The sequence below is a fragment of the Acaryochloris sp. 'Moss Beach' genome (assembly GCF_021497025.1).
GTDB lineage: Bacteria > Cyanobacteriota > Cyanobacteriia > Thermosynechococcales > Thermosynechococcaceae > Acaryochloris > Acaryochloris marina_A.
The window spans coordinates 1,533,727-1,552,500 of sequence record NZ_CP071717.1 but is presented as its reverse complement, the minus strand read 5'-3'; the positions used below and the strand labels follow the sequence as shown (position 1 = coordinate 1,552,500).

23 protein-coding genes are annotated in these 18,774 nt (G+C 46.7%); 15 read left to right on the top strand and 8 right to left on the bottom strand.

The features are described from left to right. Positions 1–2: 2 nt before the first annotated feature. Both HRE53_RS07155 and HRE53_RS07150 read right to left on the bottom strand, forming a co-directional pair. Complete coding sequence (locus HRE53_RS07155; protein WP_235109707.1) at positions 3–392, bottom strand: hypothetical protein; 390 nt, start codon at positions 390–392, stop codon at positions 3–5. Positions 393–551: 159 nt separating this feature from the next. Next, the gene (locus HRE53_RS07150; RefSeq protein ID WP_235109706.1) at positions 552–950 is read right to left on the bottom strand and encodes a pentapeptide repeat-containing protein; all 399 of its coding nucleotides are present in this window, start codon (positions 948–950) and stop codon (positions 552–554) included. Positions 951–1,206: 256 nt separating this feature from the next. Between HRE53_RS07150 and HRE53_RS07145 the strand changes: the two genes are divergently transcribed. The 8 genes from HRE53_RS07145 to HRE53_RS07110 all read left to right on the top strand — a co-directional run bounded on the left by HRE53_RS07145 (position 1,207) and on the right by HRE53_RS07110 (position 8,163). Further along, positions 1,207–2,352 (top strand): HlyD family efflux transporter periplasmic adaptor subunit, encoded by a 1,146-nt coding sequence (locus tag HRE53_RS07145; RefSeq protein ID WP_235109705.1) that lies wholly within the window; start codon positions 1,207–1,209, stop codon positions 2,350–2,352. Between the two features lie 9 nt (positions 2,353–2,361). Then, complete coding sequence (gene devC / locus HRE53_RS07140) at positions 2,362–3,516, top strand: ABC transporter permease DevC (RefSeq protein WP_235109704.1); 1,155 nt, start codon at positions 2,362–2,364, stop codon at positions 3,514–3,516. A 2-nt stretch (positions 3,517–3,518) separates the two neighbouring features. Beyond that, positions 3,519–4,202, top strand: a complete 684-nt coding sequence (locus HRE53_RS07135) for a DevA family ABC transporter ATP-binding protein (RefSeq protein WP_235109703.1) — start codon at positions 3,519–3,521, stop codon at positions 4,200–4,202. Positions 4,203–4,633: 431 nt separating this feature from the next. Beyond that, a complete protein-coding gene (locus HRE53_RS07130) occupies positions 4,634–5,029 on the top strand; it encodes a DNA starvation/stationary phase protection protein (RefSeq protein ID WP_235109701.1) in 396 nt (131 codons plus the stop codon). Between the two features lie 77 nt (positions 5,030–5,106). After that, positions 5,107–5,349 (top strand): Asr1405/Asl0597 family protein, encoded by a 243-nt coding sequence (locus HRE53_RS07125; protein WP_235109699.1) that lies wholly within the window; start codon positions 5,107–5,109, stop codon positions 5,347–5,349. After that, positions 5,321–5,596 (top strand): hypothetical protein, encoded by a 276-nt coding sequence (locus tag HRE53_RS07120; protein ID WP_235109697.1) that lies wholly within the window; start codon positions 5,321–5,323, stop codon positions 5,594–5,596. Before HRE53_RS07125 ends, HRE53_RS07120 begins: the two co-directional genes overlap by 29 nt. Positions 5,597–5,642: 46 nt before the next feature. Further along, entirely contained in the window at positions 5,643–6,200 is a 558-nt protein-coding gene (locus HRE53_RS07115; protein WP_212662821.1) for a (2Fe-2S) ferredoxin domain-containing protein, read from the top strand. Between the two features lie 145 nt (positions 6,201–6,345). Beyond that, positions 6,346–8,163: an iron uptake porin gene (locus HRE53_RS07110; RefSeq protein ID WP_235109696.1), complete on the top strand. Its 1,818-nt coding sequence runs from the start codon at positions 6,346–6,348 to the stop codon at positions 8,161–8,163. A 163-nt stretch (positions 8,164–8,326) separates the two neighbouring features. On the opposite strand, the gene HRE53_RS07105 is transcribed toward HRE53_RS07110, so the two are convergent. Next, on the bottom strand, positions 8,327–8,545 hold the full coding sequence (locus HRE53_RS07105; RefSeq protein ID WP_010467999.1) for a hypothetical protein: 219 nt from the start codon (positions 8,543–8,545) through the stop codon (positions 8,327–8,329). Positions 8,546–8,802: 257 nt separating this feature from the next. Between HRE53_RS07105 and HRE53_RS07100 the strand changes: the two genes are divergently transcribed. The 5 genes from HRE53_RS07100 to HRE53_RS07080 all read left to right on the top strand — a co-directional run bounded on the left by HRE53_RS07100 (position 8,803) and on the right by HRE53_RS07080 (position 13,843). After that, positions 8,803–9,294 (top strand): GNAT family N-acetyltransferase, encoded by a 492-nt coding sequence (locus HRE53_RS07100; protein ID WP_235109695.1) that lies wholly within the window; start codon positions 8,803–8,805, stop codon positions 9,292–9,294. 546 nt (positions 9,295–9,840) lie between these two features. Then, positions 9,841–11,292, top strand: coding sequence for an FtsW/RodA/SpoVE family cell cycle protein (locus tag HRE53_RS07095; RefSeq protein WP_235109694.1), 1,452 nt, complete (start codon positions 9,841–9,843; stop codon positions 11,290–11,292). A gap of 50 nt (positions 11,293–11,342) precedes the next feature. Continuing rightward, complete coding sequence (locus HRE53_RS07090; RefSeq protein WP_235109693.1) at positions 11,343–12,080, top strand: cytochrome c biogenesis protein CcdA; 738 nt, start codon at positions 11,343–11,345, stop codon at positions 12,078–12,080. A gap of 36 nt (positions 12,081–12,116) precedes the next feature. Continuing rightward, positions 12,117–13,487 (top strand): cytochrome c biogenesis protein, encoded by a 1,371-nt coding sequence (locus HRE53_RS07085; protein ID WP_235109692.1) that lies wholly within the window; start codon positions 12,117–12,119, stop codon positions 13,485–13,487. A gap of 83 nt (positions 13,488–13,570) precedes the next feature. Continuing rightward, positions 13,571–13,843: a DUF3493 domain-containing protein gene (locus tag HRE53_RS07080; protein ID WP_212662814.1), complete on the top strand. Its 273-nt coding sequence runs from the start codon at positions 13,571–13,573 to the stop codon at positions 13,841–13,843. Here the strand turns inward: HRE53_RS07080 and HRE53_RS07075 are convergent. The 4 genes from HRE53_RS07075 to HRE53_RS07060 form a co-directional block, all read right to left on the bottom strand. Next, complete coding sequence (locus HRE53_RS07075) at positions 13,840–14,487, bottom strand: response regulator transcription factor (protein WP_212662813.1); 648 nt, start codon at positions 14,485–14,487, stop codon at positions 13,840–13,842. The genes HRE53_RS07080 and HRE53_RS07075 overlap by 4 nt on opposite strands. Positions 14,488–14,635: 148 nt before the next feature. Beyond that, entirely contained in the window at positions 14,636–15,688 is a 1,053-nt protein-coding gene (gene obgE / locus HRE53_RS07070; RefSeq protein WP_235109691.1) for a GTPase ObgE, read from the bottom strand. Positions 15,689–15,804: 116 nt separating this feature from the next. Beyond that, the gene (locus tag HRE53_RS07065) at positions 15,805–16,155 is read right to left on the bottom strand and encodes an Hpt domain-containing protein (RefSeq protein ID WP_235109690.1); all 351 of its coding nucleotides are present in this window, start codon (positions 16,153–16,155) and stop codon (positions 15,805–15,807) included. A gap of 63 nt (positions 16,156–16,218) precedes the next feature. Continuing rightward, a complete protein-coding gene (locus HRE53_RS07060; protein ID WP_212666367.1) occupies positions 16,219–17,064 on the bottom strand; it encodes a serine hydrolase in 846 nt (281 codons plus the stop codon). 35 nt (positions 17,065–17,099) lie between these two features. On the opposite strand from HRE53_RS07060, the gene HRE53_RS07055 reads away from it, so the two are divergent. Next, the gene (locus HRE53_RS07055) at positions 17,100–17,339 is read left to right on the top strand and encodes a hypothetical protein (RefSeq protein ID WP_235109689.1); all 240 of its coding nucleotides are present in this window, start codon (positions 17,100–17,102) and stop codon (positions 17,337–17,339) included. Positions 17,340–17,512: 173 nt separating this feature from the next. Then, a complete protein-coding gene (locus HRE53_RS07050; protein ID WP_235109687.1) occupies positions 17,513–17,719 on the top strand; it encodes a hypothetical protein in 207 nt (68 codons plus the stop codon). A gap of 36 nt (positions 17,720–17,755) precedes the next feature. Here HRE53_RS07050 and HRE53_RS07045 read toward each other — a convergent pair whose 3' ends face one another. After that, positions 17,756–18,508, bottom strand: a complete 753-nt coding sequence (locus HRE53_RS07045; RefSeq protein ID WP_212662810.1) for an RNA methyltransferase — start codon at positions 18,506–18,508, stop codon at positions 17,756–17,758. Positions 18,509–18,774: the final 266 nt, after the last annotated feature.

Below are 18,774 nucleotides of genomic sequence, written 5' to 3'. Positions count from 1 at the left end.
ACCTATTGCTTGAGGCAATCTGGACTGTTTTCAAGGATGACTTCGAACATGGGCATCGCCACCTCTACGGGCTGTTGATAGTAGCCCACCATTTCTTGCTCAATGTTATGCCGAGCCTGGTTTGCTTGGCGATCACCTGCATACTCAGACAAGATCACCAGGTATTGAGCTGCTCGTGATGCTGCCTCGATGCGATCGTTTCGCCGCATCGCTACCTGAAATAAATTCCAGGATTGCCCCGCATTATTAACTAACGAAGGTCGAGTAATCAATCCCTGGGAGATGGCACTTTCGTAATTGACTCGATAAGGACTACAGGTCTTAGCTGCAAAAGCAGGAGCAGTCATCAGTTGAAAGGGCATTAGTAACCCTAGAAGATTTATTCGTTTCATCACATACCCCACACATACTAAAGGGCTAGTTATCCTATCCGGCAAAAATGCCTACTTTATAAAGTGCCCACTGAACCTTGAAAAGAATAGTGATGCTGAACTAAAGCATGGGATAAGGAGACAAGCCCCCTTGACTGAAAGCTTATAGGTTTAATGAACTTAGGGAAAAGCAATCGTTCCATCCGGTAAGGTCGCTTTTTCAAAACTTAATGCTTGACCTAGTCTTTCTCCGCCTTCGAATTTAGCCTGTGAAAGGTTGGCCCCTTCTAAATCGGCATCGATAAAATTGGTCCACGCTAAGCTGGCTTCTGTCAAAATAGCGTTTGACAAGTTAGCTGCGGTGAGATCGGCCAAATTAAGGTTAGCGCCTGTCAGATTAGCCCCAGCTAGATTAGCATTGCGCAAATTCATTGCCGATAAGTCGGCACCTTGTAAATCACAGTTAGGGCAAGATTGCGATTTCATGAGTTGTTTGAGGTGCTCAGGATTTTCTGCCTGTGCAACTGGACAAATCCAGAGGGTTGAAAATAGAGCCACTCCAAGGAGAAAAGGTTTCATTGAGTTACTTAGAACGCATATTCTGCATTCTAAGGGACAAAGACGAAAGTGTTTGTACATTTAGGTACAAGAAATGGAGTGAGGAAAGGGTTTATAGCTTCCTGTTGCTGCCAGGATCGAATATTGCCTGAGTAAAGATATTTAATTTAAGAGAATGAAAACAGATTATTGAGGAAAAATTCTTTACAATTGGGAGATGTTGAATTGAGCCATTGGTGTGGGAGACAAACCATTTCTAAAATCATCTGGGAAATGGATGATCTCTGGAGCTGTTGTTTTAGCTCTAGGGTTCGGGAGTATTGGTGTCTTCCAAGCTTTTCAGCAACAGCCCAATCAGGCTAGCAACGATTCACAGCCTTCTTCTGAGAAATCCCCAGCTATTTCTGCCCTGGGCCGCATTGAACCTGCCGGGCAGGTGCTTCAAGTCAGTGGCCCTACTGGAGAAAGGGTTCTCCGACTATTAGTGAAAGAAGGCCAACAGCTAGAGAAGGGTGAAACGATTGCCTTTTTAGAAAGCTATCCGGAGCGACAAGCGGAAGTCAAGCTTGCTGCGAGCCGTTTACTGGAAGCCCAAAACCGGTTTATTGCGGAGCGTGAATTAGGCAAAGCTCAAGGACAAGAAGCACGAACCCGCCGCAATCAAGCTGAGAATCCTAAGATTAGGGAAATTGTGGCCCAAGATGCCCTAGTTAAGCAATCTAAGGTCGAGTATGAGCAAGCTCAAATCACCCTGAAAAGATATCAGTATTTGCAGAAGGCGGGGGCGGTTTCCAAGCAGGAACTAGATGATCGATTTCTCTCTTTTCGGAGTAAACAGCAGAGACTCAATAATGCGATCGCAACTTTGTCTATGCTGCAAGAAGAGCTGCAAACCAATAGCAACAACGCCAGAGCTCAAATTACTCGAACTAAAGTGGGGACGTTGCGATCCCAAGCGCAAATCGATTTAGCCTCTGCCAAAAGTAACCTAGAACTTGCCAAGGCGCGGATGACCCGCACGATTATTCGTGCTCCCAATGCAGGGCAAATCTTGGAAGTACACGTGCGTGAAGGCGAAGCCGTTCCCGCTGCCCCCACTTCAGGCAGCGAAGACCAAAAAGGGATTGTCGAAATGGGCAATACTCGGCAAATGTATGTGGTGGCTGAAATTTATGAAACAGACATCAATCAAGTTCAAATTGGTCAAACTGCCAAAATTAACAGCCCCGTCATTAACGGCGAGATCGAAGGAACCGTCGACAAAATTGGTTTGAAGATTGATAAGAACGATGTGGTAGGGACGGATCCGGCGGCCAATACCGATACTCGTGTTGTAGAAGTTAAGGTTCGTCTTCACAACAGTATTGCCGTTTCCGGATTGACTAACCTGCAAGTGAATGTGGCGATTCAAACCGAAGGGTAGGCGGCTCAGATGTTGCTGGCCATCCCCCTCGCTTGGTTACAGCTAGCCCGTGAAAAGGTGCGGCTATGTGTGGCGTTGGCAGGTATTGGATTTGCCGTAATTTTAATGATGATGCAGCTAGGCTTTCAAGAAGCCCTGTTTATTGCAGCAGTTAATTTTCATGTCAATCTCAAGACAGATATTGTCTTAATCAATCCCCAAACAACCACCTTATTTGCCATTAAGAACTTTAGCCGTCGGCGACTCTATCAGGCTGCAGGCATAGATGGAGTTGAATCGGTGACGCCCCTCTATTTGGATTTTGGATTTTGGCGAAACCCAGAAACCCGCAAGACTCGGCAGATACTCGTGATTGGCTTTGACCCCAGCCAGGCCGTCTTTTCCTTGCCAGGGGTAGATGAGTATCTCGACCAAATCAAATTGTCAGATGTGGTGCTGTTTGATGAAAATTCTCGACCCGAATATGGCCCGATTGCTGAACAGTTCAAAGCGGGAAAAACCTTATTCACAGAAGTCTCGGGTCGCAAAGTTACGGTTGGAGGTTTATTTCAGTTGGGGGCTTCTTTCTCAGCCGATGGCAATCTGATTACAAGTGATGTTAATTTACTGCGGTTATTTCCTGGGCGAACCTTGGGATTGATTGATATTGGTCTGATCAACGTCAAGTCGGGAGTAGATGCCAGTTCAGTCATGTCTACCCTGAAGAAAACCTTGCCCGATGATGTCCTTGTGCTCTCAAAACAAGGGTTTGTCCGCTTTGAACGAGAGTATTGGGAAACGAGTACCACCATTGGTTTTATTTTCACCCTAGGGACCCTGATGGGATTTATTGTGGGCATGGTGATTGTGTACCAAATCCTATATACCGATGTGTCCGATCATTTGGCAGAGTATGCCACTCTGAAAGCCATGGGATACAAAAGTCGATTTCTCTATTCAGTCGTCTTGCAAGAAGCGTTTATTCTGGCCGTATTAGGATTTATTCCAGGATTTGCCCTCTGCTTAGGTCTCTACAAGCTGGTTCGAGATGGTACTGCCTTGCCCATGTTTATGACCATCGATCGAGTGGCTACGGTATTTGTTTTGACCTTGATCATGTGTGTCATATCGGGGGGGATTGCGATGCGTCGCGTTCAGGCTGCTGATCCAGCCGATATTTTTTAGGCATGGGTGCTTCGCCAGTTATCACCATTGATTACGTCAGCCATTTTTTTGGTAGAGGCAGGCTGCGTAAACAAGTCCTATTTGATATTGATGCTGATATTTATCCGGGAGAGGTAGTCATTATGTCTGGCCCCTCAGGTTCAGGGAAAACAACTCTGTTGACTCTAATTGGTGCGCTTCGATCAACCCAAATGGGTAGTTTACAGGTTTTGAACCAACAGCTTAGAAAGGCTACCACCCATGATCTGGTCAAGGTTCGTCGCTATATTGGCTATATTTTCCAGGATCATAATTTGCTGCAGTCCTTGACTGCCCGACAAAATGTGCAAATGGCCTTGGATTTGCATGTTGAGATCGACGCGAAAGTGGCGTATCAGCGATCCATCGATATGTTGGCTGAAGTTGGCTTAGCAGAATGGGCTAATTATCGTCCACAAGAATTATCGGGTGGGCAAAAGCAACGGGTTGCGATCGCACGTGCGTTAGTCAGTTATCCCAAAATCGTTCTGGCTGATGAACCCACCGCCTCTTTGGATAAACAATCAGGGCGAGATGTGGTGGAACTGATGCAACGGCTAGCCAAGCAACAGGGCTGTACGATCCTGATGGTGACCCATGATAATCGGGTTCTAGATGTCGCCGATCGACTCATTCATATGGAAGATGGTCGCTTAAATACCCAATAGCAAAGCGTCGCCAGCTGGTCGTTTCATCGCCCTGACGTTCCCCAACAGCAGTGGAGCTTGTATACAGTTATCCTTCTGACCTAAGGCATGGAAAAATTGCGTGATTATTCTAATGAGATTTATTTTAGATATCGTAATTTTGTTGGCTGTGATATAGGAATTTCATTTAGGATAAATCTTCAGTAATTTAATCTATAAACTCCAGAAGGCTACTAGTGTTAGCCTAGAAGTATTCGTGTAATTCTTTCCCTGACTACTTTTTTTGTTAAATCTGAATTCTATTGTCTTAGATTATTGAACCTGCTCCTTAAGAATTATTTTGAGCTTTATTGAAATTATATTGCAATAGTATTTGTTCTCTGCTAATTTTTTAGTTGGGGATTAATTGATAGTAATTTGCAATTAATCATTTCTTTGAGTCGAGGAACAGTATGTCCGAGTTACATACTGCTAACCAGTCGGTTGGCAGGGTTAAAGCCAGCTCAGTCGGGTTGGATATAGAAGTTACCATTCCGGTGTGTGAAGGCTTGAATATTGTGCTAGCTAGTTTTCAAGGTCTCTATTTGCAGTATCAAAAACACCACTTTGTCTTTGAGGGTGCTGATACCCCTCAGGAGGATGGCTGCTTTACAGAGCCGCAGATGGTGGAGCATGACTTAGCTGCAGAGAAATCGGTGATTTCTCTGTTGAGATCGCAAGTCGCCCAGGCTGAAAGCCTCTGTGCTCGTGCAACCCGTTATCTGCTTGAACAACTGCTGCTTACCTCTGAAGAAAGAGTATTCTACCTTGCCCCTTTCTGGGCGAGTGACAGCCTTAAGGTTGCGTAGACGTGACGATGTTGCTAAGTGGGGATCGTTTTGGTTCAAGTACAGCACAACCCTATCAAACCGTTTGGAGGTTATGGATGCGCCCATCTGGATATCAGTCCACTGTTGAATCCCTCATATTGAGAGTGTGTCCTGGCGATTGCCGACAGGTTCTGCGACGGCTGCTGGAACTCTCTGTTAATGCTTGGTGTTCCTCAGATGGATCGTTGCAAGTGGAGATTAACAATGATGTGGAAGCCGCTCAAATTTACAGTGTTCTCCAGCAGTTTGTCGCTTCTCGGGCAGAACTGGTTGACTGGTTGGAACAGTGCTGGAACTAGAAACCTTAGAGATTCAGGCCTAGAGCCCTTACCTTGTATCCGACAAGAGCAGGATGACTGGGTTGATTTCTTCATTGGCAGTGCTCAGGCACCTGAGGTTCCTTGCCAGAGCATCCTAGATGGTAGTGCAAAAGTGGGACTCCACTATTGCAAAGGTGATTTGGGTAATATTGCATTTATGCACTGCCCAGCTCCTGATATTCCTAGCTATTTATGGCAATCTCTCCAAGAGCAGCACTCACTTTAATCAAGACTTTATCTAAATCATTTAAGGAATACGCACTTAAAAGTTCATGGGTAAACATACAAAAAAGTCAGAATTCACCCTGAGTGGTCGATTTTTAACTTATATCTTGTCAAAGGGCTGTAGTGTCAAAGGGATTCGTCTGGCTACCTCCCAAGGAGAGCAAGATATTAAGCTAGCCAAGTCTCTGCGCCCAGCCTGCTCTGGGATTTTGCAACCCGGAGCATGGATTCAAGTGCAGGGTTGCCAAAAAATCAATATCAAAACAGGCAAGATAAAACTCAAGGCAAAGACTATCATGCCTGCCCTCCCCAACTCCTCACCTTCATCTTCTCAACAGCCTTCTGAGCTTGTTGGTAACGTTCAAAAGGGCAAAATTAGAATTTGCCAAAAATCGAGCTGTCGTAAACGCGGCAGTCAACAAGTTTTAACAGCATTGAATTCAGCTTTGCAAGCCTCAGGCCAAGACAAAGAGATTCAACTGCAACCTATGGGCTGTATCGGTAAATGTAAAGCCGGACCTAACCTTGTTGTTTTACCTGACAAGGCTCGCTACACCAAAGTAAAGCCCAAAAACATCACCAACATTCTTCAACAGCACTTCTAACAGAAGATTGGTGAGTTCATTTAAGTTTCTTCTCTATTGAAGAAAACCTAGATAATGATTATCATTATCTAGGTTTGTAGTGGCGTCCTATCAACATTAGGATCCCCCACTCTAATTCCAACAAAAATAGTGTGTGAGGATTAATATGAAGTATTTTCGTTTGCTAGCTAGTGTGATTGGCTTATCCAGTGCACTAATGGTCACGGGTATGGCCAGTGCTAGTACTTTATCTTTGGAAAGCTCAGAGATTTCTGATGAATCCCTAGAGCAAGCTCCCGTCATTTCTCAAGAAAGTCCGCAACAGCCTTTAGTCTTAGCCGATAATACGCCAGCTGTTTCCGATCTCATGTCTGAAACGGAAGCCGATTCTGTCGGTCAGGTCACATCGGTCTCTCAACTCTCAGATGTGCAGCCTGATGACTGGGCTTTCCAAGCCATCCAATCTTTGGTAGAGCGCTATGGTTGCGTTGCGGGTTACCCAAACGGTACGTTCCGCCCCAGCCGGGCCATGTCTCGTCGGGAAGCTGCTGCTTTGGTGAATGCTTGTTTGGATAATCTCAGCAATCGATTTGCTACCAAAGAAGACTTAGATGCTCTCAAGGCTCTTCAGGATGAATTTGCGGCTGAACTAGCAACCTTGCGTGGTCGCGTTGATGGTCTAGAAGCTCGTGTTGCCACCGTAGAATCGCAACAGTTCTCAACCACGACTAAACTTCAAGCTCAAGTCGTGATGGCGGCCCAGTTTGGGGATTTCTTGAATAACCCTGGGGATAATATTCCCACCCCGAATGCAGCAGCAACAGGTGTTGCAGCTGTTGATACAGGGGCACCTGGTATTGCCAATGTTGATCCTGGTGATTCTCGGGTTAGTGCCATTTCCCGGGTACGGATGTCGTTCCTTACCAGTTTTAATGGAGATGATGTCCTTGATTTGACATTGGAAACTGGCAACGGTGGTTCTGACTTCTTCTCATCTGCAGGTGTTGCTGGCCCCGCTAATTTCTTCCCCGTTCCTCCGGTTGTTGGCGCAGGAACAGCCACGACTTTAGGCGATCCTGGTGTGGTGGACTATACCGGTTCTGGCCCTGGTGTTACCTTGTATAACTTGGGATATACCTTCAAGCCCGTCGAGAACCTAGCTGTAACCGTCGGTCCCTTGATTTATCCTAGTGCCTTTATTGATGGCAACAGCTACGCCAATGATGAAGCTGCTGATTTCAGTTCTGGCTTCTTCATTAATAACCCTCTGATCATCTCTGAAGCGGTTGACGGTCCTGGTGGTGCAGGTGCCGCGTTTGATTGGAATGTCAACGGCGGTCCTATTAGTGTTCGGGGTCTATTTATTGCAGCAGATGCTGGAATTGCGTCTGGTACTGCCGTAAATTCCTGTGCGGATCCTCTCAATACCTGTGAGGGTGGTTTGTTTGGGGATCCCTTCCAAGCTTCAGCAGAGATTGAATATACCAATGACTTTGGTGAAGATGACCAAAATAATTTTGCGGTTCGGGCTCAGTTTACCCATGCTGAAACCTATAACGTGAACCAAAATATCATTGGTGCCAACGTTGAGTTGACCCTGGGACAATTCGGCATTTTTGGCCGCTATGGAATTTCCATTGACCCTCAACTCGCTTTTGGTGGGGTTAACAATGATTTATTCCAGAATGTTCTTCCCGTTGGCAACAACAGCAGCATCCAAACTTGGATGGCAGGTGTTGGTGTGAATGACTTGCTAGTGCCGGGGTCTATGCTTGCGGTAGCAGCTGGTCAGCCGTTTATTGTCAGCACTACGGATCCTAATTATTCCGCTCAAACTAACTTTGAAGCGTTTTATCGGTTCCCTGTGAACGAAAACATTACCATCACACCGACTGTCATGCTGATTACCAATCCTTTCAATGTCAGTAACGGCAATCCCAATGACATTATTCAGGGATTAGTAAGAGCCACGTTCTCTTTCTAAGGCATTTACGCTTTAATTTTCCCTCACTTGCATTGCCGCTCTCTTCGGAGGGCGGTTTCTTGTTAATGTCGGCTCAACAAAAAAGGAGTGTTAAGAAACACTCCTTTTAGTTAGTTGAAATATATTAAATTTTGTTGTTTATAACGTTAAGCTGCCAATTATGTTATTGAACACTTTGGCGAGAGACATGTTTCTCGAAGGTTGCCTGAGTTTCTTGAAGCATTTCCTCGCGGCTATCTTCAGGACGAGTCAAGGTAGGAACTAAGTTCCGAGCTTGCAAGGTCATATGGAGCTGTAGATGAGCTACATATTCACTTAAGTCTTCTCTTCGATTCGAGTTTTTTGAAAGGGGCTGTGAATTGAGTTGCACAGGGGTCTCCATACCAAACAAACAATCACTCAAAGGACATAAAATGAACCTACCACTCTGCCTTAACATCCTTTGACTCTTGCAATGAAGCGTTACGACATGAGGTTCTTGTATCAAGAAGTACAAAAAAACAGTGTACTTTTGTTAAATATTTCTTATACACTGTAGCGTATTTACTTATCACTCGCCGATGTAGGTTAACTCTTCAGTCTAGACAAGGGAAATGACCGTCATTGTGGTTCTCAGATTTCTAAGACATAATCATCGCTATGGATAATCGACATATTCAGTTCCGAGATGGATTAACTGAGGCAGACCAGCAGGTTGACGTCTCCGTATTGCGAAAGCTACAGCGATTATTTCAGGTGGGGGCCTTTTGGGCAGGAGAGCGTTGCTTGGAGGATTGGGCGGTTGCGATCGCAAATAGTTACCCCATTATTAGTGTTTGGGATCGGGAAGAATTAATTGGGTTTGCGCGAGCCACATCAGATGGTATTTATCGCGCAATGGTGTGGGACGTGGTTATTCACCCTGACTATCGTGGCCAAGGGTTGGGGCGACAGCTTGTGCAGACCCTGCTGGCGCATCCACAGATGAACCGTGTTGAACGCATTTACTTAACCACGACTCATCAACAGAGTTTTTATGAGCACATCGGATTTGTCAGTAATTCTAGTACAACAATGGTGCTAAATCAGGAGGTTGATGTTCTCTCTATTCCCTTAGATCATTCTCAAACGGAAGCTTTACCCGAACAGTAAGTTAGGACTGGTCGGTGACTGCTACGCGTGATAGAGCTGAACTGGTTTCCCGTTGGCTAAAGGTTGATTCCCTCAAGTCATATAGCACCCCATAGCCTTGTATCCTGAGACGTCCAGACTCCCAGATCGACCAGAGTTGGAGATATTGCACCTAATTTATTGGAGATATTGCACCTAATTTAAATGAAGGGGCTTATTACTTGATAGTTGTAATCCTCCGATGAAATGGAGCAATGAAACTTGAGCATGAGTATTGTCCAGTCGAGTCTGGAAGCTTATGGAGGAAATAGTGGGATGCTGAAAACCCTGGTAAATCTACCCAGTTCAAGCATGGCTTTTCTTCGAGATGTTCTTATGGACAAATAATAGGTTTCAGCCTATTCAAAAGTCAGATCTTTAGCTGATCCTGATATCAGGATCAATAGATATTCCACAATTTTGGAATTGATGACTATTCGTTGATGTGATGGGCTAATCATCAATCCCCTTCAATTCCTGGATAGGTCTGCTATACTGGCCTCGACTTATCGCTGGGAATTACTGGTTGTGAAGATACGTCGCCTCATTCCCTCCCTCCCATACTCAACAGAAGAATGGGCTGCCGAAGCCCGATTTCTTCATTGGCTAACCCTCTTTTGGTTAGGAATTGGTCTTGTCGTCCTATTCTCGGCTTCCTATCATGCGGGGGCGATTGAATCTGGAGATGGCCTCTACTATTCCAAGCGCCAACTTTTAGGGGTGATTTTGGGACTGTTGGGATTTTGTGCGGTTATTCACATTCCCTTACAAAAACTCATGAAAGTCTCTGCATTTGGATTCTTTCTGTTTCTGATATTGATTTTTGCCACAAAAATTCCAGGTCTAGGGATAACCATTAATGGTGCGACCCGGTGGATTGATATTGGTCCCTTTCCACTCCAGCCTTCCGAATTAATCAAACCATTCTTGATCCTTCAGAGTGCTTATATTTTTAATCGCTGGTCTCGGCTAACCCTGGGTGAGCGACTATGGTGGTTGTCTCTGTTTGCCCTGACCCTTTTAGGAATATTGATACAACCCAATCTCAGCACTACGGCCCTATGTGGTATGACCCTTTGGTTGATTGCCTTGGCAGCGGGATTACGATACCAGTCCCTTTTGTTAACGGCTTTGGCAGGGATAGGTTTAGCGGCGATCAGTATTTTTCGGAACCCATATCAGCTGAGTCGGATTCTGTCCTTCTTGAACCCTTGGGCCGATGCTCTTGGCGATGGTTTTCAGCTCCATCAGAGCTTGTTAGCCGTTGGTTCAGGGGGCATTCTGGGTGTTGGCTTTGGTGAATCACAACTGAAGCTTTCTTATTTACCCATCCAGCATACGGATTTTATCTTTGCGGTCTTTGCAGAAGAATTTGGCCTACTAGGCGGATTCTGCTTTTTATTGTTGTTGGGGACTTATAGCTTTTTGGCTCTACGGGTGGCCATGAAATCTACCCATGTCATTCAGCGTTTAGTTGCCATTGGGGCCATGATTTTTCTAGTTGGTCAGGCCTTAATTAATATCGGGGTTGTTATTGGCGTACTGCCAACCACTGGTCTTCCTCTCCCCATGTTTAGTTATGGGGGAAATTCTATGATTTCTAGCTTATTGATCGCAGGGTTATTGATTCGGGCTGCTCGGGAGAGCCAAAGTGCCGATGTGGTAGCTATTCCTCATCACGAAGGTGAGTCCCCCTCTTTGATTCGACTAGTTGGCGATCATTCTTCTGTGGCAACGGCTAGACACCGTGCCTCTGCAAATGCATTACCAGGTCCTCAAACTCCTCTTCATCCTGGGGAAAAAGGACCGCTTAAGTTAGTACGCAAACGGAAACAACCCTCTTTATGGCGCAGAATGCTTGCTAAACTTCGTTCATCAAAGGGTGTAGCCCTTGCATCTGCTAGAAAAAAAGATCCTAAAGCAGTACTGTCTGCCAAAAAACAACGACTAAAACAACGCCGAAAACACAGACTTCGTTAAGATCAAGAGCGAACACCTGATAGTTAGTTGCGTTGAAGCAGCTTCTCCTTATGCTGGAAACGCTGGAAATTCAGCTTTATCACCTTGAACAATTCGCTAATACGATTGTTTCGACCCAACTCTCTCACCTTTCTGCTCTGAGTGTTGGCATCATCTTTTTGGCAGGTCTATTAACTAGTCTCACCCCCTGCACGTTATCGATGCTGCCCATTACGGTGGGGTATATCGGTGGCTATGAAACAGAGAACCGCTGGCAATCCATGGCTCAATCCATTTGGTTCTGCTTAGGGTTAGCTTCAACTCTGGCAGGCTTGGGAATTGGCGCAGCCCTATTGGGTCGGGTTTATGGGCAAATTGGTGTTGGACTGGCAATTGTTGTCAGCCTGGTTGCAATCATTATGGGGCTCAATTTACTGGAAGCCCTACCGCTGCGATTACCGAGCTTCTCGGGGGTAGAACTGATTTCTGATCAGCTACCCAGAGGAGTACGCTCTTTCCTTTTGGGACTCACCTTTGGTCTGGTCGCTTCTCCCTGCAGTACCCCAGTATTAGCGACGTTACTGGCTTGGATCTCAAGTACCCAGGATCCTATACTGGGGGGAGGTCTGTTATTGTCGTACACGGCAGGCTATACCGCTCCGCTGATCATTGCAGGTACGTTTACGGCAGCGATCAAGCGATTTCTCGCTATTCGTCAATGGTCTGCTTGGATTACTCCCACTAGTGGCGTTATCCTTATCGCTTTCGGTGTCTTTTCCTTGCTGAACCATGTATTGCCCAGCGCTTAATTTTGTTGTCGAGTCCCATCTTTTTGATCCTATTCCATGACCTCTAATCTCGGCCAACCTCAAGCCTTTATCAAAAAAAACTTAGTACCTGTCCTAGCGGATTTGCGGTTGGCAATTGTATTGCTCCTTGCGATCGCACTATTCAGCATTTCCGGTACTGTCATTGAGCAAGGCCAATCCCTGGAGTTTTATCAGGCTAACTATCCTGAAGAGCCAGCATTGTTTGGGTTCTTAACTTGGAAAGTATTGGTGACGATTGGGTTAGATCATGTGTATGCGACCTGGTGGTTTTTATCGCTGCTAATCCTGTTTGGCACTAGCTTGACGGCCTGTACGTTTATGCGTCAGCTTCCCGCCCTTAAGGCGGCCCGAAGCTGGAAATTCTATAAGAAACCCCGTCAGTTTGACAAACTGGCCTTGAGTACAACGCTCGATCCCGGCCAAAAGCCTTCTTTACTTGAGGCGTTGGCAAAGAATCGCTACAAAATTTTTGAAGAAGATCAGAGCATTTATGCTCGTAAAGGCATGCCTGGGCGCATTGGTCCGATCATCGTCCATGCCAGCATGATCTTGATTTTGTTGGGGTCCATTTGGGGCTCACTGACAGGATTTATGGCGCAAGAAATGATTCCCAGTGGCACCACGGCCAAGGTCAGCAATATTGTGAAATCGGGTCCATGGTCTGGGGCTCAAATTCCTGACGATTGGGCTGTACAGGTGAATCGTTTCTGGATTGACTACACGCCCGAAGGCCAAATCGACCAATTTTACTCAGACTTATCGATTGTTGATGAAGATAAGAACGAATTGGATCGACAAACGATTCACGTGAATCAGCCCTTTAAACATAAGGGAGTGACTCTATATCAAGCAGATTGGTCCATTGCTGGAGTGCGGGTGCAGCTCAACAACAGCCCTGTTTTGCAGCTACCCATGGCACCCCTAGAGGCCGCCGGTGGCAGAATATGGGGGACGTGGGTGCCTACAAAACCGGATCTCAGTGCAGGGGTAACCCTACTTACAACGGATTTGCAGGGCACGGTCGTGGTCTACGATGAGTCCGGCAAGCTTGTTTCAACCGTAAGAACGGGCATGTCTACAGATGTGAATGACATTAGCCTGAAGTTAGTTGAACTGGTGGGTAGTACAGGGTTACAAATTAAGTCTGACCCTGGCATCCCCTGGATCTATTCCGGATTCGGATTACTGATGATTGGTGTGATCATGAGTTATGTGTCTCATTCGCAAATTTGGCTGCTAACAGCTGAGGATCAACTTTATGTGGGTGGACGCACGAACCGAGCTTTGTTGACCTTTGAGCGGGAATTGGTGGAAATGATTGAGAGCTCTACACCCGATGCAGCTTTGTCCCCACCGACGACTCCCCAACCCCAAGAAGTGGCCTAATTAGTCTAGAGAATGCGGTCTACCTTGGGGAGCCGTAAGTGCGTTTTCGAGAAAATCTTTACGACAATGACTGATTGCAATTCATGTCCCAACCCCCAACGCCTAACTCTTCCCGGTCTTCATTAAGCCCGGAGCAGCAAAAGCGACTGCGTGCCGAGTTAAAGTCTCCCTATCGTGGGTTGAGGCGGTTTTTTTATATTGCTTTTGCTGGCTCTGCGTTTATAGGGGCAGTGGTATTTTTCTTCCAATTACTGGCGGGAGAAGATATCACCACTACGCTTCCGAACTTCGCCCTACAGGTTGGCGTGTTGTCCTTGATGCTATGGCTGTTTTGGCTAGAGCGGTCTCGTACCTAGACCATTCGTTGTTCAATGGCCCAGCGGGCAAGTTCTGTGCGGTTGTTTAAGCCAGTCTTCCCGAGCATGTTGCTGACGTGGCTTTCGACCGTACGTTGGCTGACGCTGAGGTCATCTGCAATCTCTCGGTTTGACATGCCTTTGGCAACGAGCTGAATAACTTTAGTCTCTGTGGGAGTCAAATCGACATCAAAGGGGACTTGAACCGATAGCTCTCCTTCTAGGGAGTTAGATTGTTTCTGCATCATCCGAGACGCTTGCTTCAGAGATGCTTCGATTTGTGCCACTAATTCATCCGGTTCAAAGGGCTTAATCATATAAACATCAGCCCCGGTGTTAAGTCCGGTGACCCGATCTTGAATTTGTCCCTTGGCTGACAAAAAGAGAACGGGGAGATAGCTAGTCTGAGGATTATCTCGAACGCGTTTGACAAACGCATAGCCATCCATCTCTGGCATCATCACATCACAGATGATTAGATTGGGGATACTTTTCTCCAGAACGCGCAGGGCTTCCCGACCATTCTTGGCCGTTGTCACCTCATACCCACGCAATTCCAAGTAATCCTTCACTAATAGAATCAGATTTGGATCATCATCAATGAGTAGCAGTTGATTTTGATCAGCTGTGATAACGTCTTGCATACTCTAGAAGCCGCCCGTGTCTTTATGCTTAGCGGTGCTCAGAAATCTTGTAACCGTAGTTTAAGTTGTCGAGCACTGCTAATGTATACCGTATTATTACTTAATCTTTCCCAAATTGAATGATAATTCAACTTCCTGCCGCTGAAATTTACGTTTCTCTTAAGATGGGCGAGTCCAGAATGGGGAGTGGAGAATCTTGAGGTTCGTCGGGTAGATGATCTAATTCCTCCCAGACTTGTTGAAGTAAAGTGTCTAGACCCTGTTGGGCCACGGCAGAGATTAAATACACTGGGCTACCGCTCATTTGCTCTAGGCTGGCTTGCTTTTGCAGCAGTAGCTCTGAGTCCATGGCATCTATTTTGTTCAATGCCAATAACTGGGGTCGCTTGTGTAAGCCTTGACCGTAGGCAGACAATTCTTTCTGAATGGTCTGGTAGTCTTGCTCTGGATTTTCAGCGGTGGCATCAACCAGATGGACTAGTAACCGGGTTCGCTCAACATGTCGAAGGAAATCATGGCCTAAACCAACCCCCTCATGGGCACCTTCGATTAGCCCAGGGATATCAGCGAAGACGGTACCATCCCCCGTTGACCGAGGGACGACCCCCAGGTTGGGGACTAATGTGGTGAAAGGATAGTCGGCAATTTTGGGGCGAGCTGCTGATAGTACGGAAATAAGGGTTGATTTGCCAGCATTGGGTAACCCAATAATGCCAACTTCTGCCAGGAGCTTCAACTCTAGCTGAAGTCGAAGTTCCTCCCCAGGTAGTCCTGGCAGGGCATGTTCTGGTGCTCGATTACGATTGCTCAGAAAATGTTTGTTTCCCAATCCCCCTTTGCCTCCCTGGGCAACCGTTAGGGTTTGTCCATTCGTGGTTAAATCTCCTAACAGAGTCATGGAGTCTGCATCATAAATGACCGTTCCGCAGGGAACTTCAATCAAGCGGTCTTGTCCCGATGCACCGGTTAAATTCTTGGGGCCGCCCCGTTTGCCATCGTCAGCAATAAATTGGTGTTTGTATTTGAAATCAAGCAGCGTTTGGAGATTAGTTGAAGCCTGGAGCACCACTGAGCCACCTCGACCCCCATTTCCTCCTGCAGGACCGCCCGCAGGAACGTATTTCTCGCGTCGGAAGGCCACCATTCCGTCTCCCCCGTCTCCGGCTTTGACGAATATTTCGGTTTGGTCGATGAAGCGCATAAAAGTAATGCCTGGGAGAAAAATGTTGGGAAAATAGCTGTTTTGCCATTGCTCTGGCCCACGTCTAAAGACGAATGAGGTTTGAGCGACGCTGAATGGGCAAGCTAATCTACAGCTTAACTGAGTGTTGTGGATTCATGAGCCCATTGCTCAGTCACGGCAATGACGTCTTGGTAGGCTGTTTCCAACTGGCTGAGTAAAGGGAGGCTCGGAGGTGTGGTTTGTTGCTTGATTAGGGCTTCAACTTCGGCTGCGATCGCAAACATAGCTACGGCACCCACATGAGCACTGGCCCCTTTGATGTGATGGGCTTCTCGTTTGGCAATATCGAAGTTCTGAGTTGAGATAGCAGCTTTTAAGCTGGCTAAATGTTGCTGAGTATCATCCACAAACAAATGCAAGAGCTCTTGCTCGAAATCTCGATCGCCGTCGGAGTATTCGTGAAGAAGGCTCCGATCGATGCTCATGGGAGTGATAGATGGCCATGATTTCATGGATGTCTTAAACCCTATAGTCCCAACCTATATCTGCTAATTGTCTGATGTTGTGGCAGGAGTGGCAATGGATGGATCCTGTTTTCGAAATGTTCTGTAAGTGAGTTTAGAGATCTTACGAATCAGTTCCTGGGCACGGGGATCATTGTGGGGTCTCTGAACTAAAATGGCGGCAACATAGTGCTGGCCATTAGGCATGTCGATGAGGCCTATATCCCCAACAACAGAGCCAATATCTCCAGTTTTATGGGCAATATTGGCATCCTTATCTATCCCCTGTGGAAGTAGGGTGTTGGTTACCGTCTGGCGCAAAATATCTAATGCTTGCTCGCGACTGGCAGACAAGAGTAGATCGTCATCTTTGAGCTTTAGCATTAAGGCTGCCATATCTTGAGGGCTGATGGTATTAGTCCCCTCTAAGTCTGGTAAAGGATTACGGATGGCAGTGTGCTTAAGACCCCAGGATTTAAACCGCTGATTGAGTTTTTGGGCACCCCCTAGGCGATCAATCAGCATATTGGTCGCGGTGTTATCGCTGATCGCAATCATGTACTCCGCTGTTTCTAGAGCTGAAAACGTCGTTCCCACAGGTTCATATTGCATGGAGCCGGCTTCAGATGCCACCAGATCCTGACGCATCACTAAGGGCTCATCTAGGTCAATAGTGCCAGCATCAACTTCCTCAAAAAAAGCGAGCAAGACAGGGATTTTGATAGTACTAGCGGCGGATATGCTTTTTGCCCCGTTGATATCTAGATATTCGCCAGTGCTGGGATTCAGGAAAAACATAGCGGGCTTAAGCTCCGATTGAGCTGCAGACCACTGCTGGATTTGTCCCTTGATCGTTGATAGCTCTTGCCCCTCTCGAACCAAGCGTTTCATCCGGGGCTCTTGGGACCATCGATAAAACAAAGACTGTGGACCATCCGGCTGGGTATCAAAGTTTTTCGGTTCAATTGCTGGCTCAGAATTTATTGTGCTTACAGACTTCAGGGGAATGGGGGGCTAGGGCAGAGGATATAGAGGGGGACCCAGAAGATGATGAGTGGGGTGTAGGATCAAAGACGGTCAAGGCGGTACCTGCAATCGCAGCGACCCCAGAGCCAACAATTGCTAAACGAGTGAGATATACAAACCATCCCCAAGAGCTGGAATGAGTTTTAGTTCGGGGCCGGGTTGGTCGAATAGATGATTTTGAGGCAGACGAATTCCTTGGAGCCGGTTTTCGGGAAATGCCTTGGGATCTTTGGGGCTGAGGGGAAGGAGAGGGGGGCTCGGAGATGCTTAGAAGGGGCGCGATGCTGAGTTTGCTGCACAAGCTGTTTGCGCATTGCTCGGCGCGTTTGATGCATCCTCCGGCGCTGCTGCCATAACTGGCGCTGCTGTCGTGAAGTCAAAGATTGCCTGGAGTGTTGAAGCACCACCCTCTCCTGAATCAACAAATTGGGCTATAGACGTGATGGAGCGCAATGTTTCAGAGGACTTTAATCCTCTTCAATCTGGATCGGCAATTTCCAAAGCTTTATTCAATCTTTGAAGCATTACCTACAGCAAAAGATTATGGGTATTTTAATCAATTTGCCTGAATTTTCCAGTGTACCTGACGAATCATCCCCCTTAACATAGCTAATTCCTGGGTTGATAGCTGGCTGCGATTAAAGAGCTGCCGTAGTTTTTGCATCCTAACGGTTGCTGTATGGGGATGGAGATAGCCGATGTCCAATAAGGCGAGCTCTAGGGCTTGATAGAACGCTTCCATTTGTTGGAAGGGGGCCAATTCTGTCTGAGGATGATTAGACTCTGCAATTCTAGGTCCAGTGGGCAGGTTGTCAAGGTCTGTGAATAGGCATTGACGCAACTCGTAACAGCAAATCGTGACGGCCTGGGCTAGATTCAAGGCTGCATAGTCAGAACTCGTAGGGATTTGGAGGAAAGCTTGGGCATGATAAAGTTCTTCATTACTCAGTCCTCGATCTTCCGGGCCAAAGATCAATGCGGCTTCATCTTCTAGTATCCAGGGCAAGATCTGTTTCGGTGCCTGAGTCATCACCTGTAATCGCCGTTGTCGGGCGGTGGTGGCCACCACTCGCTGACATCCTACGAGTGCTTCGGCTAAAGTCTGAACTGTTGTTGCCTGGGATAAGACGTCAGCGGCATGAACTGCCATCTGTTGGGCTTCTGGACCTAAGGGATCACAGTGGGGATTGACGAGCACTAACTGTCCTAACCCCATGTTTTTCATCACTCGGGCGATGCTCCCCACATTGAGGGGGCCAGCCGGCTCGACTAAAACAATTTTGATCGAGGCTAACCGTGGTTCGCTCATGGGTAACGTCACTCAGATGGATGTCTTGGAAATGCGATCGCAAACAGTATCATGCCAACCATTACAGATAATTACATATTCGGGTTGTTCGGGGTGTTGGCGAGACTTCCAACCATAACCAGATTGACACCATAGGTGGGAAGGTATTAAAAATTTTACAGAAGAAAATTATGAGTCGTTCTTGTAAATACAATCAGCTAGCAAACAAAGTGGTAGTTAAAACTCTATAGGACTCAGGATGCTTGTGCATCTATAAGCTTTAGCTT

What these genes read in the sequence shown, in the direction of transcription:
- HRE53_RS07155 (WP_235109707.1), bottom strand. Translation starts at nt 392, where the DNA reads ATGAAACGAATAAATCTTCTAGGGTTACTAATGCCCTTTCAACTGATG.
- HRE53_RS07150 (WP_235109706.1), bottom strand. Translation starts at nt 950, where the DNA reads ATGAAACCTTTTCTCCTTGGAGTGGCTCTATTTTCAACCCTCTGGATT.
- HRE53_RS07145 (WP_235109705.1), top strand. Translation starts at nt 1,207, where the DNA reads ATGATCTCTGGAGCTGTTGTTTTAGCTCTAGGGTTCGGGAGTATTGGT.
- devC (WP_235109704.1), top strand. Translation starts at nt 2,362, where the DNA reads ATGTTGCTGGCCATCCCCCTCGCTTGGTTACAGCTAGCCCGTGAAAAG.
- HRE53_RS07135 (WP_235109703.1), top strand. Translation starts at nt 3,519, where the DNA reads ATGGGTGCTTCGCCAGTTATCACCATTGATTACGTCAGCCATTTTTTT.
- HRE53_RS07130 (WP_235109701.1), top strand. Translation starts at nt 4,634, where the DNA reads ATGTCCGAGTTACATACTGCTAACCAGTCGGTTGGCAGGGTTAAAGCC.
- HRE53_RS07125 (WP_235109699.1), top strand. Translation starts at nt 5,107, where the DNA reads ATGCGCCCATCTGGATATCAGTCCACTGTTGAATCCCTCATATTGAGA.
- HRE53_RS07115 (WP_212662821.1), top strand. Translation starts at nt 5,643, where the DNA reads ATGGGTAAACATACAAAAAAGTCAGAATTCACCCTGAGTGGTCGATTT.
- HRE53_RS07110 (WP_235109696.1), top strand. Translation starts at nt 6,346, where the DNA reads ATGAAGTATTTTCGTTTGCTAGCTAGTGTGATTGGCTTATCCAGTGCA.
- HRE53_RS07105 (WP_010467999.1), bottom strand. Translation starts at nt 8,545, where the DNA reads ATGGAGACCCCTGTGCAACTCAATTCACAGCCCCTTTCAAAAAACTCG.
- HRE53_RS07100 (WP_235109695.1), top strand. Translation starts at nt 8,803, where the DNA reads ATGGATAATCGACATATTCAGTTCCGAGATGGATTAACTGAGGCAGAC.
- HRE53_RS07090 (WP_235109693.1), top strand. Translation starts at nt 11,343, where the DNA reads ATGCTGGAAACGCTGGAAATTCAGCTTTATCACCTTGAACAATTCGCT.
- HRE53_RS07085 (WP_235109692.1), top strand. Translation starts at nt 12,117, where the DNA reads ATGACCTCTAATCTCGGCCAACCTCAAGCCTTTATCAAAAAAAACTTA.
- HRE53_RS07080 (WP_212662814.1), top strand. Translation starts at nt 13,571, where the DNA reads ATGTCCCAACCCCCAACGCCTAACTCTTCCCGGTCTTCATTAAGCCCG.
- HRE53_RS07075 (WP_212662813.1), bottom strand. Translation starts at nt 14,487, where the DNA reads ATGCAAGACGTTATCACAGCTGATCAAAATCAACTGCTACTCATTGAT.
- obgE (WP_235109691.1), bottom strand. Translation starts at nt 15,688, where the DNA reads ATGCGCTTCATCGACCAAACCGAAATATTCGTCAAAGCCGGAGACGGG.
- HRE53_RS07065 (WP_235109690.1), bottom strand. Translation starts at nt 16,155, where the DNA reads ATGAGCATCGATCGGAGCCTTCTTCACGAATACTCCGACGGCGATCGA.
- HRE53_RS07060 (WP_212666367.1), bottom strand. Translation starts at nt 17,064, where the DNA reads ATGAAACGCTTGGTTCGAGAGGGGCAAGAGCTATCAACGATCAAGGGA.
- HRE53_RS07045 (WP_212662810.1), bottom strand. Translation starts at nt 18,508, where the DNA reads ATGAGCGAACCACGGTTAGCCTCGATCAAAATTGTTTTAGTCGAGCCG.